Origin of the sequence: Klebsiella sp. WP8-S18-ESBL-06, from assembly GCF_014169755.1 — a bacterium.
Lineage (GTDB): Bacteria > Pseudomonadota > Gammaproteobacteria > Enterobacterales > Enterobacteriaceae > Kluyvera > Kluyvera ascorbata_B.
Genome location: NZ_AP022256.1, coordinates 3,150,792 through 3,164,184, shown reverse-complemented (window position 1 = coordinate 3,164,184; position 13,393 = coordinate 3,150,792). Strand labels below are relative to the sequence as shown.

The window sequence follows — 13,393 nt, the reverse complement described above, 5'->3', positions numbered from 1 at the left end:
GACGTCGCCCGCATTGACTTTTGTGGGCACGCTGCCTAATGTACAGCCCATCTTCCTTGCCGTAGCCAGCCTGATGCCGCTAAATACTGACGATATTCTGAAAGCCATTTCTAACCCCACGCGCCGGGAGATCCTCCACTGGCTGCGCGAGCCTGCTCGTCATTTTGCCGACTATCCGCATTTGCTCGATCCGCAGCAGGACGGCGTATGCGCCAGCTTTATTCAGGATAAAACCGCGCTGTCGCAACCGACCATCTCTTCGCATCTTAATAAGCTGCACAAGGCAGGGCTGCTGACCAGTAAAAAGGTCGCGACCTGGACCTATTACAAGCGCAACGAGTCGGTCATTGCCGAATTTCTACGCGAGCTGGAACAGTCGCTGTAGCGGGCGACGTCTTTCCCAATCTTCCCCTTGTTCATCGGCCATTCAACCGCGATATGCCGGAACGGTAGTACTGCCGGGCACGCGCGGTTTTAAAGCGTCAGAATATGTAAATTATCTTTATTTATCAATGCGTCACACTATTCTGTCAGCATCAGGATTTTCGCTAGCGACGACAGGATGTGTGCAGATGATGATTTCCCCGTGGGCCGTCGCGATGGCCGCGCTTTTACTGCCGTCAGCGGGTCTGGCGGCGCAGGCTGAGATGCGCGATGAGTTCCGGCGCATCAGCTTTCATGCCCCCAGCACGCCCGGTTTTCGCACGGCCAGTATCCTGACCGCCGGTTTTACCGGCGCGACCGTCACCATGAGCAGTAATTATGAAGGACTCAATCTGAATGACGTTACCTTTAGCTTTAACCATGGCTGGCTGGAAGTCGGGGCACATCATGAAGGGCGAGTGACGCTGCGTATGAAAAGGCGCCCGCTGGCGAGTGAGCGAGAAGGGGTGTTGACGATGCACAATCGCAAAACCGGCGATACCCAGCGCTATCGCTTTACGCTCGGCGTCTGGCTGGTGGGCGACGGTGCGGTCGATGATAATTTTGCAGAAGCCCGCGAGCGCTGCCACCGCCTCGGCGGACGGCTGCTAACGACTCGCGAGCTGCGCGAGGTGTCGCGCAAGTGGTTTGGCTTCAGTAAAGGGAATTTGTCTGCCATGTACCCGCAGGCGACGCTGTTTCATGCGCAGGCGAGAGCCGGGGGCAGCTTCTGGGTGCATGAGGCAAAAGCGCTCTATCTCCATACCGGTATTAAAAGCCCCGAGCGCGGCATTAACACGCTGTGCCGCTATGCGTATGAAAATGCAACATGATAAATAGACGTTTTTTAGCGATTATTTTAACAATGCTGTTTGTGTGGTTTAAATAATCTTGCCGGTTAATAGCATGTAATGTTAAATATCGAGAGGATGTGGCACAGAACGATAAGTTACAGAAAGGTGGGCGCAGTAATATTAACGTTTTATAAAATGTAGTGAATTTTATGCTTTTAGTTAATTTATTATTGCGCGTTATTTTTTTGGCTGCGGCCGTGGTGGTGGCGGTTCTCTGTTTGCATGTTGATGTGAATATTTTTAAAAACGACCTGTCGGAAGATTCACTCACCGAAATTGTCCAGGAATGCATTCTGTTTGGCATCGTGGTGATACACCTTTTCCGCGCCCGTAAAGCGCGCACCGCGCGACAGCGTCATATCCTGATTGCCGGCTTCTTTATGGCTATGCTCATTCGCGAGCTGGACGCGGTTTTTGACCTTATCCACCACGGCAGCTGGCTGTGGTTTGCGCTGGCGGTCAGCGTGGTGACGATAGCCTACACGTTTCGCCGTCCGCAGCGGGTGCTCGCGCAGCTGGTTGAGTATACCACCACGCCGTCGTACGGGCTGATGATCTCGGGCCTGCTGGCAATTCTTATTTTCTCTCGCCTGTTTGGCATGTCGATGCTTTGGCACTCTATTTTACAGGACGGCTATGTTCGTGTGGTTAAAAATATGGTTGAAGAGGGCTGCGAGCTGTTTGGTTATATGCTGTGCCTGGGGGCATCGGTTAATCTTTTTCCGGCAACGCACCGTTCTGAATGAAAAATATATTTTTAGCGCTAAGTTGATTCGACGAAATTAAGTTTTCTTGCGGCTTTCTCTTTCCCCAAGGCCTCTATGCAGAGGCCTTTTCTCTGCCTGTCGACAGACGATCCTTATTGCGGCAACAACGTGAAATCTGCACGGTCTGACGCAGAGCAAATCGCTGTGCTCAGCGGCGGCAACGCGCGCTTTATCTGCCGGCGTCGCCGCTGACCCCCGCGTATGTTTTGCACCGCTTATTAATTGCAGGTAGGATGCTTCGCGGCGATTTTATCCCTACGCAGAATGACGGGAAAAATCGCGTTGACCGTCGCGGCCTGCGTTCCGCCGCCGACGGCCTGAAGTCCTCCTAAAATCAGACAGGTAACAGGGAAAAATGGAAACACAAAACACATCTGCCGCGGAGCAACGCGCGGCGAAAAGACGCTGGCTGAATGCCCACGAAGAGGGGTATCACAAGGCGATGGGTAATCGCCAGGTACAGATGATCGCGATCGGTGGCGCAATCGGTACCGGTCTGTTCCTCGGCGCAGGCGCGCGCCTGCAAATGGCCGGGCCCGCGCTGGCGCTGGTGTACCTGGTTTGCGGTATTTTCTCGTTCTTCATCCTGCGTGCGCTGGGTGAGCTGGTGCTGCACCGTCCCTCGAGCGGCAGTTTCGTCTCTTATGCCCGCGAATTTCTCGGTGAAAAGGCGGCCTATGTGGCTGGCTGGATGTATTTCATTAACTGGGCGATGACCGGCATTGTCGACATCACCGCGGTCGCCCTGTATATGCACTACTGGGGCGCTTTTGGCGATGTCCCGCAGTGGGTGTTTGCCCTCGGCGCGCTGGCGGTGGTGGGCACCATGAACATGATTGGCGTGAAGTGGTTCGCCGAAATGGAGTTCTGGTTCGCGCTGATTAAAGTGCTGGCGATCGTGGTGTTTCTGGTGGTCGGCACCGTCTACCTCGGCAGCGGCAAACCGCTGGACGGCAACGCGACCGGTTTCCACCTGATTACCGATAACGGCGGTTTCTTCCCGCACGGCCTGTTGCCTGCGCTGGTGCTGGTGCAGGGGGTGGTTTTTGCCTTTGCGTCCATTGAACTGGTGGGCACCGCCGCCGGTGAATGTAAAGATCCGCAGACCATGGTGCCGCGTGCAATCAATAGCGTCATCTGGCGTATCGGTCTGTTCTACGTTGGTTCAGTCGTACTGCTGGTGCTGCTGCTGCCGTGGACGGCCTATCAGGCGGGGCAAAGCCCGTTCGTGACCTTCTTCTCCAAGCTGGGCGTACCGTACATTGGCAGCATTATGAATATCGTAGTGCTGACTGCGGCGCTCTCCAGCCTGAACTCAGGCCTGTACTGCACAGGGCGTATTTTGCGCTCCATGGCGATGGGCGGCTCGGCGCCGAAGTTCATGAGCAAAATGAGCCGCCAGCACGTGCCGTATGCCGGTATTATGGCGACGCTGGTGGTCTATGTGGTGGGCGTGTTCCTCAACTATCTGGTACCATCGCAGGTGTTTGAGATTGTCCTTAACTTCGCTTCGCTGGGGATTATTGCGTCATGGGGCTTCATCATGGTGTGCCAGCTGCGTCTGCGTAAGGCCATCAAAGAGGGCAAAGCCGCCGACGTGAGCTTCAAGCTGCCGGGCGCGCCGTTTACCTCGTGGCTAACGCTGCTGTTCCTGCTGAGCGTGCTGGTGCTGATGGCGTTTGACTACCCGAACGGTACCTACACTATTGCCGCGCTGCCGCTGATTGCCATTCTGCTGGTCGCGGGCTGGTTTGGCGTACGCAAGCGCGTAGCGGAAATTCACCGTACTGCGCCATAACCTGCCTCAACGGCCTGATGGCGACGCTATCAGGCCGATTCTCCAGCGGCGAACCACTTCACTCGCGGGGCGTCCCCGCTTTAAGGAGAGACGAAAATGAAATCCACGCTACTGATGGCGCTGACGCTGATGCCCGCGCTGGCTTTTGCCAGCACGCCGCTGCCCGACGTTGTTAAACGCTTTAGCGAGCAGCAAAACATCAAAATTATCAAAGAAATTGATGCGCCAGGCGGGCTCAAAAGCTGGGTCGGTCAGTATCAGGATATGGGCGTCACGCTGTTTCTTACTCCCGACGGTAAACACGTGGTTTCTGGCTACCTTTATGATGATAAAGGAAAAAACCTGAGCGAGGACTTTTTCAAAAGCGAGATTTACATCCCGCTGGGGCGCGAGATGTGGCAGAAGCTGAACGACGCTCACGCGCTGAAAGAGGGGCCCGATAGCGCCGAACGCAAGGTGGTGGTGTTTGCCGATCCGTTCTGTCCGTACTGTAAAACCTTCTGGTCGGCGGCCCAGCCCTGGGTAGCGGCAGGTAAAGTACAGCTCAACACGCTGCTGGTGGCCTTCCTGAACCCGCAAAGCGGCCGCAACGCGACGGCGATTCTGAATGCGGCCGACCCGGTAGCGGCCTGGCGGGACTACGAACTGTCGGGCGGTAAAAAACTGCCGCATTTTACCGGAACGACGCCGCGCGAAACCTTCAATTTACTCCAGCAGCATCAGAAGCTGATGGACGATCTCGGGGCTAACGTCACGCCAGCCATTTACTACATGAATGATAAAAATGAGCTGCAGCAGGTGGTTGGCATGCCGGATGAAAAACAGCTGATCGAGATGTTCGGCCCGCGTCCGTAGGCTATCATCGTCAGGTCTTTCTCCCGAAACGGGAGAGGACCGGCACCCGTTACGCGGCGAGTCAGCCTGTAATATGGATGAAGTTCAGAATGATGGTCACAACCACCCAGGCGAAAAGGAAAAAACGCCGCCTGTCGTTACGCGACTCCAGCGCGGAAAAATAGTTAGCGCTGTAGAATGTGGAGATAATTATCGCTACCGTCACCACGATGTGCCAGGCAGATTCCCGGATGCCAATAAACGCGCTGATGGCGGAAAAGCAGATAACGATAGCCATCGCATTCAGCGCATTACACATCAACCACCCCCACAGACTGGCTGGCCGGACAAACATTTGTTCAAGTCTTAAAACCAATTTCTCATTCACCGCATAAATAAAATGGCGCATAAAATGCACTGCCGCTGGCGGAATGGAGTTGACCAGAATCAATGTTGTAGGTCGCCGCCGACGATAGCGGTAAAAATGATGTGCATCAAAATAAGCGATTTTCCGTTTATCTGGCATTTGTGCAGACTGCACGTGGGGCGGATTAACGCACGGTTGCTGACGTTATCAGCGCCGCCAGATTAACCGGCGTTGGCGTGCAAACGGCGATGCTGAGCGTATTCAGCCAATGATGCGCGATAAAAAGCGAATCGGGCTGCGTGCTGTCGGCCTGCGCCATCTGCCAGACGCTGCCGCCGCGCTGTTTTAGCATCGCTTCTTTACGGGTCCAGATTTGCCAGAAGGTGGGCAGCTGTGCCGCCGGTGGCGCTGCCGCGATCTGCGCGCGTTCGCCGGGGCTGAACAGCGCCTCGGCCAGCGCGGGCCAGCGGGCTCGCGGGCGTAGCGCTTCGATATCGCAGCCGACTTCGCCCTCATCGCTGAGCAGCAGAGCAATATCATCCCCGCTGTGGCTCAGGTTGAACCACAGCGGGGAAGGCGAGGAGAAGCAGGGCTTGCCCTGCTCGCCGTAGCCGATGTCGGGCAGCGGTGAGACGGCGCGGGCAAGCAGGGCCCGACCGGCCAGCCAGCGGGGGCGCCGGGGGCCAGACGGTGCCTCGGCAATAAGCGCGGGCGGCAGAAAGCCTGCGCTTAATACCGACACTTTCCCCAGCAGCAGACGGTACACGCTACGGCCAGCGTTTAATAATGATGGAGGTATTGATGCCGCCAAACGCAAAGTTGTTGCTCTGCAAAAACTCACAGTCGATGCGACGGGCCTCGTCCATGATGTAGTCCAGCGCGCCGCAGTTGGCGTCCGGCTTATGCAGATTCAGCGTCGGTGCGAACCAACCCTCGCGCATCATTTGCAGACTCATCCAGGCCTCCAGCGCGCCGCAGGCACCCAGGGTGTGACCAAAATAGCTTTTCAGCGAGGAGAGGGGAACGTTATCGCCGTAGATAGCGGCCGTCGCCTGGCTTTCGGCGATGTCGCCCCGGTCGGTGGCGGTGCCGTGCGCGGAAATATAGCCGATGTCTAGCGGGCTCAGCCCGGCCATCTTAAGCGCCTGCTGCATACAAATCTGCATGGTTTCCCGCTGCGGTTGGGTGATATGCGCGGCGTCACAGTTGGTGGCGAAGCCGATGATTTCGCCGTAAATCGTCGCACCGCGCGCTTTAGCGTGCTCAAGCTCTTCCAGAATCAGCGTCCCGGCGCCTTCGCCGATCACCAGACCGTCGCGGCTTTCATCAAACGGCGAAGGGGTAGTTTTCGGTTCATCGTTGCGCTGGCTGGTGGCAAACAGCGTATCAAATACCGCCGCTTCCGACGGGCACAGCTCTTCCGCACCGCCGGCGACCATCACCGTTTGATAACCGTGACGAATCGCTTCCCACGCGTAGCCGATAGCCTGGCTGCCTGAGGTGCAGGCGCTGGAGGTGGGAATGACCCGACCGCGCAGGCCAAAGAACAGCCCGGTGTTCACGGCGGTGGTGTGCGGCATCATCTGCACATAGGTGGTGCCCGTAATATTGTTGGTGTGCTTTTCGGTAAGCATGGTCGCGAATTCGCTCACCGGACCGGTGCTGCCGGTTGATGAGCCGTAGGCGATACCGGTATCCCCGTTGGTCAGCACGTCGTCGCCAATCAGACCTGCCTGTTCCAGCGCCAGCTCGGTGGCGCGGGTCGACATCAACGACACGCGGCCCATGGCGCGAATTCGTTTGCGGGTGTAGTGCTCCGGGAGAGCAAAATCGTCAACAGGGGCGCCCAGTAGCGTGTGCAGCCCGTCGTAAACCTGCCATTCGGGCATTTTGCGCACGGCATTTTCGTAGGCCAGCAGCCTGGCGGAGACGTTCTGCCAGCTTTCCCCAAAGGCGGTCACGCCGCCCATGCCGGTAATGACTACGCGACGTGTCATAACATCCCTCCATTGATGGAAATCACCTGGCGGGTGACATAGCCCGCCACGTCTGACATTAAATAGCTGGCGAGCCCGGCCACTTCGTCGGCCTGGCCCATGCGCTTCATCGGAATGATCGCCATCGCTTCTTTCAGCGCGGCTTCTTCCATCTCAATCATGCCGGTGTCGATAAGCCCCGGCGCAATGCAGTTAACGGTAATTTTGCGTTTCGCAAGCTCAATGGCCAGCGCTTTGGTCGCGCCGATGATCCCGGCTTTGGCGGCACTGTAGTTGACCTGCCCACGGTTGCCCATCACGCCGGAGACTGACGACAGCGTGATGATGCGACCGCCCTGGCGAGCGCCAATCATCGGCATAATGCACGGCTGGATGACGTTATAAAAACTGTCGAGATTGGTATGGATCACCGCGTCCCAGTCACTGTCGCTTAGCGCCGGGAAGGTGGCGTCGCGGGCGATGCCCGCGTTGCTCACCACGCCATACCATGCACCGTGTGCGTCGATATCCTGCTCCAGAACTTCGCGGCACTGGGCGCGGTCGGCGACGTCAAAACACAGCAGACGCCCGGCGCCACCGGCGGCGAGAATCGCTTCCAGCGTTGCCTGCGCGCCCTGCGCGTCACGGTGGTAGTGGACGCCGACCGTGAAGCCGTCGGCGGCCAGCTGACGGGCAATGGCGCGGCCGATACCTTTACTTGCGCCGGTCACTAAAACTGAACGACTCATGAGGACGCTCCCTGTTGAAAGAGTGATTGAAGTTCTTCTGCCGTCGGCTGGAAGGTGTTAACGCGGCCGGTGGCCAGCGTCTGTTCATCGGCGGTAATGGCGCATTCAAAGCTGCCAAAGCGCGCGTCCTGCATCAGCAGCTTGACGGTGATGGTGAGGGTTTTTCCGCCGGGCAAACAGCCTGCGGCGCAGATCAGTTCGCGGGCACCCAGCACCATGCCGAGAGCGATAGCCGCCTGCCCCTGTTGATGGCGATGCCAGCCTGACCAGACGCCAACGGTCTGCGCCATCAGCTCCAGCGCATACCAGCCCGGTAGATTTCCTTCCGGGTCAAGAAACGGCGACAGCACGCCGGTGCTGTCGATGCTCACGCGGCAAACCGCCTGCTCCTCGCTGACCCACTCGACCTCGTCGAGCAGCAGCATCGGGGCGTCGTGCGGCAGATATTCGGCGGGCGACAGATAGGGGCTCATGCGATTCTCCCGAGCAAAATGCTGGCGTTATTGCCGCCAAAGGCAAAGGAATTCGACAAAATAACCGGGCGTTCCAGCGGCTGTGGCTGCGTGATAATGCCGCAGGGTGGCAGCGCCGGGTCGCGCGGCGACTGGCTAAAGTCCTGGGCGGGTAGCGGCAAATTGCGCTGTAAAATCAACATGCTGAGCGCGGCTTCGGTGATGCCCGCCGCACCAAGCGTATGCCCGGTCAGGTGTTTGGTAGAGCTGCACGGTACCCGCTCGCCAAATAGCGCATTGACCACCCGTGATTCAATCTGATCGTTCAGCGGCGTGGCGGTCCCATGCAGATTGATGTAACCAATATCGTCAGGGGCCATACCGGCATCGCTCAGCGCCAGCTCAATGGCGCGAATGGCGCCTTCCCCCTGCGGATGCGGTGCGGAAATATGGTAGGCATCGCTGGATTCTCCGACGCCCAGCAGCGCAATGGGCTGTGGTTCGCGGGTGAGCAGCATCAGCGCCGCGCCTTCGCCGATGGTAATGCCGCTGCGCCCCTCACCGAACGGCTGGCAACGCGTTGGTGAGAGCGACTCCAGGCTGTGAAAGCCGTTAATTGGCATGCGGCTGAGCGTGTCGGCGCCACCGACAATCGCGACATCGGCCAGCCCGGCTTCGATCAGGCGACGCCCGCTGATAATGGCGCGAGCGCTGGAGGAACAGGCGGTAGACAGCGTAAACGCCGGGCCATCGAGATCCAGCCAGCGGCTGAGGAAGCGCGACGGATCGCCGAGCTCCTGCTGCGGATAATGCCACGCGGCGCTCTGCTGGCCGTTGAGCGTCAGGTTAACGTGCGCGTCGCCCTCATCGAGACCGGAAGTGCTGGTACCCAGGACAACGGCGACCCGATCGCGCCCGTACCGGGTGATGGCGCCGTCGACCTGTGGCGCAATCTGGGACAGGGCGGCCAGCAGCAGCTGGTTGTTGCGCGAACGGTGATCGCAAAAGGTATCAGGAATAGCGGGCAGCTCGCCGTCGACGCCGCCGAGCACCGCGTGCGGGTGCCCCTGGAGCCAGCCGGTTCTGGCACGCATGCCTGGCGCCACGCCGCGGGTGAGATTCGCAGCGATATCATCCGTATGGCTGCCCAGCGCATTAATCATGCCGACCGCAGAAATATAAATCATATCAGTCACCTAAATATTGAATGGTGATGTGGTATTTAAAGACGTGCTGCTCAATGCTAATAGGCTCACGCTTGCCCTTGCGGTTCAGGTAGGTGATTTCCGTCACCAGCGCGCCGCGCGCGTTGCGCAGCTCGCGTTTATCGCCGTGGTCCGTCAGGGTCCAGCCTTTCGGCAGCTGCGGCAGCCAGGCGCTAATCGGCCAGTGGCTGAGCATGACGTCGGCCAGCACCTGGCTGGCGGGCGGCAGCTGCGGCACAACGATCGACTGCTCGGCGTGGAGCCCACGGTCGTCGTAGGTCACGAGAAACAGACGGATACCGACCGATGACAGCCCTGCCAGCGTCAGTTTTTGATCGTTGGCGTTCAGCATCACCAGCAGCGACTGGGTCTGACCGTTGAAGCTGCCGGTCAGCAGCTGCTGTGAACTGACCGCCGGCGTGATGCCCGGCGCGGGCAGGGTTACACGGGTACCCGGTTCCAGCCAGGCCTGCGGGCGGCCGGATTGATCCTGCTGCGAATGGCTGCAGCCGGCCAGGACGAACGCACAGCTCAGGATTATGGCGTGGATTGCCGGATGACGGCGTAGCGTGATCCGGCCTGCCGGGTGTGGTGGTGTGTGTAAGCCGGATAGGATGGCAACGCGTCGCCATCCGGCAAAAAATGTCGCTATCATCATCGTTTTTTCTTCTCTTTTTTGCCCGGCATCGCCAGCGGCGACAGCAGGAAGGCGGTGAAAATCCCGCTCACCAGGACGATACCAAAACTGCTGATGGCCTGCGTGGCGCTGAAAACCAGCATCCCGAGGGTCAACAACGTCGTCAGCATCGCCAGACCGATCGCCAGCATTGACGTGAGCGGCGTGCCGCGCGGATTACTGAAAAATAGGGTGTAGTTAATGCCGATACCCAGCACCAGCACCAACGCCAGCAGCGAAAACAGATTGAGCGGGTGACCGCTCAGCGCCAGCGCCGCCAGGCCGCAGCCGAGCGAGAGTACCGACGGCACGAGGCTGATAAGCCCTCGCCGCCAGCCGAGCCGGACGATCGCCCCGCAGGCGATCACCGCCAGGGCGATAAACAGCAGTCCGGTTAACACGCTACGATACAGCGCGAACAGCGCATCGAAGGTGCTCTTACGATCCACCCACGCTACCCCGGCGTATTTCTCGCTCAGTGCGTTCAGCGCCGCGCTGTCCTTTACGCCGTCAACCGGCACCAGCACGCCGCTTTCGCCAGCGGGCAGTGTGAGCCACAGCAGCCGCCAGCCTTCGCTGGCCGGGCTATTGAGCCAGTCATCAACCGTGACCGGCATCGGCGACAGGTCCGGCGTCACCGTTGTCAACCCGGCGCTGTGCAACGCATTGATGATAGCGGGCGCGGCCGTTCTTAAGAGGGCGAGATCCTGCTGTTGACGGGCGAGCGAATTCAGCGCCAGGGGACGAAAGCCGCTCAGCAGACCGGATTTTTGCGCCGCGTCCAGCGCGGGCGTAAAGGCTTCCAGGCGCTCCAGCGTTTGCTGCGCGGAGGCACCGTACACCACAAACCACTTCTGATCGACGCTTTGCCCGGTGAGGGCGGTAATGGTTTTTTCCTGCTTCAGCAGATGCTGCGGCAGCGCCTGAAGCTGGGCGATATCATCATCGACGCGTAGCGTCGCCAGGCCCGCCAGCGACAGCAGTGCCAGAGCCAGCGGCAGCCCGACAGACAGCTTTTTATTCCGCCGCCAGGCCGCCAGCCAGCGCAGCATCAGCACCATCGCCGGAACCGGACGCACCGGCAGGCCGCGGCACAGCCACGGATGCCAGAAAATGACCGTCAGGCACGAGGCGCTCAGCCCCACCGCCGCAAACAGCGCCATCTGGCGAATGCCGGGGAACGGGGCGAGCATCATAATCAGGTACGCCGCGACGGTGGTCAGCAGCGCCAGCAGCAGGGCGTTGCGCACTTTATCGAGGCTTTGCCACGGCGTGGCCTCCGCGCCGTGCACCATCCGCTCGGTCAGATAGTAGAGCGTATAGTCGGCGGAAATTCCGATGATGCTCATACTCATCACCAGCGTCATCAGGTGCAGCTCGCCAAACACCAGCAGCGTCGCCACGGTCCCTGCCAGCGCGCCGATGGCGATGGAGATCAAACACAGCAGCAGCGGGCGCAGCGAGCGAAAGGTCACGACAATCAGCAGCAGCACGCCCAGCAGGGTGGCGACGCCGAGGGTCGAGACGTCCCGCTTGGCCTGCTGGCTGGCGTAGTCGCTGTAAAATACCGTACCGCGTGACAGCAGCTGAGCCTGCGGATAGCGCGCTTTGAGCTCCTCCTCAAGCGTATTGAGCGTGGTCACCAGGCGGTGCGTTTGTTGCATATCAAAAGAAGAACCCGCCAGTTCGCCGTGCAGCAGGTACCAATAGTTGCCTTCACTATCCTGGGTGACCAGCCAGCCGTCCATCAGCCGCAGGCGCTGGCCGTTTTTCGCCATCGCCAGCTGCGAGCCGCGCATCAGCATCAGCGGATCGTTTTGCAGCTCTTTGCCGCTCACGCCGGAAAAAGCCGAATAGAGCTGGGAGAGGATCCACTGCGCCTGTGCTTCGCCGCCGTTTTGCAGCCGCGTGCGGGTGTCAGGGTCAATCAGGCCGTTGCGGTGCTGCCAGAAAAAAGCGCCCCAGGCCTGCTGACTGTCGGCATCCATCGGGCCTTTTACCGTAGCGAGCGCGTGCGACTGCTGTAGCCGCGTCAGCCAGTCGCGGGCGACCTGCGGGTCGGCCTGCTTACCGGGGCTGACCAGCCAGACCAACTGACGGTCGAGGCGCTGCATAAAGCCGTCGTTGAGGTTCGGCGGCAGCGCGCCCATGGCCTGTTTGGGCAGCATGGCCAGCACGCTGCTGTTGAGGCGTGCCTGGGGCAGCAGCGTGAGCAGCGCCGCCAGCATCAGCAGGCAGGCGAGGGCCCACAGCAGCGCCGGGCGTTTACGGGGCGGTAAAGCGTTGGCGTTCGTCATCGGTTAGCTGGGCGGGCGTCAGTTGGTGTTGGGAAAGAGTGATATCGGTGCGATCGCCCTGTTTATCATTCAACGTAATGTGCTGCAGATAGGTCTTACCGGCCAAATCAATGGTGGCAAAAATTTTATCCAGCGGCGTGGTGGTCGGCGTGAGGCGCAGCGTCCAGCGCCCGTCGCCGAGGTCGGCAAAATCGACGCGGAAGTTCTGCTCGAGCACCGTGCGATCGGCCTGGAACAGCGCGCGCAGCAGGTGGTTAAACTGGAACATCTGCGGATTGTTCTCTGCGGTAATCGTCTGCGGCGGCTGACCGTTGATAGCTTGTACCATGCGTTTATCATCCAGCAGCAGCTGCATCGGGAACGGCGCCGTCTGGTCCCACAGCAGGCCCTGGTCGCGGGCGATCAGCATCGTGCCTTGCGATCGCAGCGGTTGCGGCAGATCTTTAATCGTGCGGGTCTGATCGAAGTGCGCACGGATCACCGGCTGTTCCGTAAAACGCTGTTGCAGCGTGTCGAGCGTCAGGGCGCTCACAAATGGGCTTATCAGCAGCGCCAGCAATGGCAGAAATCTCACGGCGTCACCCCCATGCGTTCGAACAAAATATCCGGGCTGACAAAACACAACTCGCGGCTGGCTTCATCGACCGCCACCTGAATGGTGTAGCCGGTGGTGGTTCGTTGGCCGCTGTTGGCGTCAAAAATTTCGTAGCCTATGCGCAGGCGATTTTCATATTCTTCAATGCGCGCGCGCACGCGGATACGCTGCTCGAAGGTCAGCGGATGGCGGTACTTCACGCGCGTATCAACCACCGGCCAGACGAAACCCGAATCCTTCATCTGGCGATAGCCATAGTCAAACTGGTTAAGCAGCGCCTCGCGCGCAATTTCGAAATAGCGGAAATAGTTGCCGTGCCACGCCACGCCCATCATATCGACATCATGAAAGGGAATGGTCAGCTCGACTTCAGCCGTAAAGCGGGGATCGTTTAGCACCC

The 13,393-nt window shown here is 59.3% G+C and carries 15 protein-coding genes; 5 read left to right on the top strand and 10 right to left on the bottom strand.

The features are described from left to right. Positions 1-22 precede the first annotated feature (22 nt). The 5 genes from H7R76_RS15225 (at position 23) to dsbG (ending at position 4,697) form a co-directional block, all read left to right on the top strand. Positions 23-385 (top strand): ArsR/SmtB family transcription factor, encoded by a 363-nt coding sequence (locus tag H7R76_RS15225; RefSeq protein WP_413816323.1) that lies wholly within the window; start codon positions 23-25, stop codon positions 383-385. Between the two features lie 187 nt (positions 386-572). Then, positions 573-1,256, top strand: coding sequence for a hypothetical protein (locus tag H7R76_RS15220; protein WP_106928697.1), 684 nt, complete (start codon positions 573-575; stop codon positions 1,254-1,256). Between the two features lie 170 nt (positions 1,257-1,426). Next, entirely contained in the window at positions 1,427-2,023 is a 597-nt protein-coding gene (locus tag H7R76_RS15215) for a transporter (RefSeq protein WP_182965691.1), read from the top strand. A gap of 376 nt (positions 2,024-2,399) precedes the next feature. After that, entirely contained in the window at positions 2,400-3,842 is a 1,443-nt protein-coding gene (ansP, locus tag H7R76_RS15210) for an L-asparagine permease (RefSeq protein WP_106928695.1), read from the top strand. 96 nt (positions 3,843-3,938) lie between these two features. Next, on the top strand, positions 3,939-4,697 hold the full coding sequence (gene dsbG, locus H7R76_RS15205; RefSeq protein ID WP_182928297.1) for a thiol:disulfide interchange protein DsbG: 759 nt from the start codon (positions 3,939-3,941) through the stop codon (positions 4,695-4,697). 61 nt (positions 4,698-4,758) lie between these two features. On the opposite strand, the gene H7R76_RS25155 is transcribed toward dsbG, so the two are convergent. The 10 genes from H7R76_RS25155 to H7R76_RS15155 all read right to left on the bottom strand — a co-directional run bounded on the left by H7R76_RS25155 (position 4,759) and on the right by H7R76_RS15155 (position 13,391). Continuing rightward, complete coding sequence (locus tag H7R76_RS25155) at positions 4,759-4,995, bottom strand: hypothetical protein (RefSeq protein WP_106928692.1); 237 nt, start codon at positions 4,993-4,995, stop codon at positions 4,759-4,761. Positions 4,996-5,227: 232 nt separating this feature from the next. After that, the gene (acpT, locus tag H7R76_RS15195) at positions 5,228-5,809 is read right to left on the bottom strand and encodes a 4'-phosphopantetheinyl transferase AcpT (RefSeq protein WP_182929151.1); all 582 of its coding nucleotides are present in this window, start codon (positions 5,807-5,809) and stop codon (positions 5,228-5,230) included. A gap of 1 nt (position 5,810) precedes the next feature. Further along, positions 5,811-7,040 (bottom strand): beta-ketoacyl-ACP synthase, encoded by a 1,230-nt coding sequence (locus H7R76_RS15190; protein WP_182965689.1) that lies wholly within the window; start codon positions 7,038-7,040, stop codon positions 5,811-5,813. After that, entirely contained in the window at positions 7,037-7,768 is a 732-nt protein-coding gene (locus H7R76_RS15185; RefSeq protein ID WP_182965687.1) for a 3-ketoacyl-ACP reductase FabG2, read from the bottom strand. The genes H7R76_RS15190 and H7R76_RS15185 overlap by 4 nt, the downstream gene beginning before the upstream one ends. Further along, on the bottom strand, positions 7,765-8,241 hold the full coding sequence (locus H7R76_RS15180; protein ID WP_106928685.1) for a hotdog family protein: 477 nt from the start codon (positions 8,239-8,241) through the stop codon (positions 7,765-7,767). Before H7R76_RS15180 ends, H7R76_RS15185 begins: the two co-directional genes overlap by 4 nt. Then, positions 8,238-9,407, bottom strand: coding sequence for a beta-ketoacyl-[acyl-carrier-protein] synthase family protein (locus H7R76_RS15175; protein ID WP_106928683.1), 1,170 nt, complete (start codon positions 9,405-9,407; stop codon positions 8,238-8,240). The genes H7R76_RS15180 and H7R76_RS15175 overlap by 4 nt, the downstream gene beginning before the upstream one ends. A gap of 1 nt (position 9,408) precedes the next feature. Then, positions 9,409-10,077, bottom strand: coding sequence for a DUF3261 domain-containing protein (locus tag H7R76_RS15170; protein ID WP_420258958.1), 669 nt, complete (start codon positions 10,075-10,077; stop codon positions 9,409-9,411). Positions 10,078-10,079: 2 nt separating this feature from the next. Beyond that, a complete protein-coding gene (locus H7R76_RS15165) occupies positions 10,080-12,398 on the bottom strand; it encodes an MMPL family transporter (protein ID WP_106928681.1) in 2,319 nt (772 codons plus the stop codon). After that, on the bottom strand, positions 12,367-12,972 hold the full coding sequence (locus H7R76_RS15160; protein WP_182965685.1) for a LolA family protein: 606 nt from the start codon (positions 12,970-12,972) through the stop codon (positions 12,367-12,369). The genes H7R76_RS15165 and H7R76_RS15160 overlap by 32 nt, the downstream gene beginning before the upstream one ends. Beyond that, entirely contained in the window at positions 12,969-13,391 is a 423-nt protein-coding gene (locus tag H7R76_RS15155; protein ID WP_106928677.1) for an acyl-CoA thioesterase, read from the bottom strand. The genes H7R76_RS15160 and H7R76_RS15155 overlap by 4 nt, the downstream gene beginning before the upstream one ends. Positions 13,392-13,393 lie beyond the last annotated feature (2 nt).

Coding starts and splice junctions, on each gene's coding strand:
- H7R76_RS15220 (WP_106928697.1), top strand. CDS start 573: ATGATGATTTCCCCGTGGGCCGTCGCGATGGCCGCGCTTTTACTGCCG.
- H7R76_RS15175 (WP_106928683.1), bottom strand. CDS start 9,407: ATGATTTATATTTCTGCGGTCGGCATGATTAATGCGCTGGGCAGCCAT.
- H7R76_RS15215 (WP_182965691.1), top strand. CDS start 1,427: ATGCTTTTAGTTAATTTATTATTGCGCGTTATTTTTTTGGCTGCGGCC.
- H7R76_RS25155 (WP_106928692.1), bottom strand. CDS start 4,995: ATGTGTAATGCGCTGAATGCGATGGCTATCGTTATCTGCTTTTCCGCC.
- dsbG (WP_182928297.1), top strand. CDS start 3,939: ATGAAATCCACGCTACTGATGGCGCTGACGCTGATGCCCGCGCTGGCT.
- ansP (WP_106928695.1), top strand. CDS start 2,400: ATGGAAACACAAAACACATCTGCCGCGGAGCAACGCGCGGCGAAAAGA.
- H7R76_RS15190 (WP_182965689.1), bottom strand. CDS start 7,040: ATGACACGTCGCGTAGTCATTACCGGCATGGGCGGCGTGACCGCCTTT.
- H7R76_RS15165 (WP_106928681.1), bottom strand. CDS start 12,398: ATGACGAACGCCAACGCTTTACCGCCCCGTAAACGCCCGGCGCTGCTG.
- H7R76_RS15185 (WP_182965687.1), bottom strand. CDS start 7,768: ATGAGTCGTTCAGTTTTAGTGACCGGCGCAAGTAAAGGTATCGGCCGC.
- H7R76_RS15180 (WP_106928685.1), bottom strand. CDS start 8,241: ATGAGCCCCTATCTGTCGCCCGCCGAATATCTGCCGCACGACGCCCCG.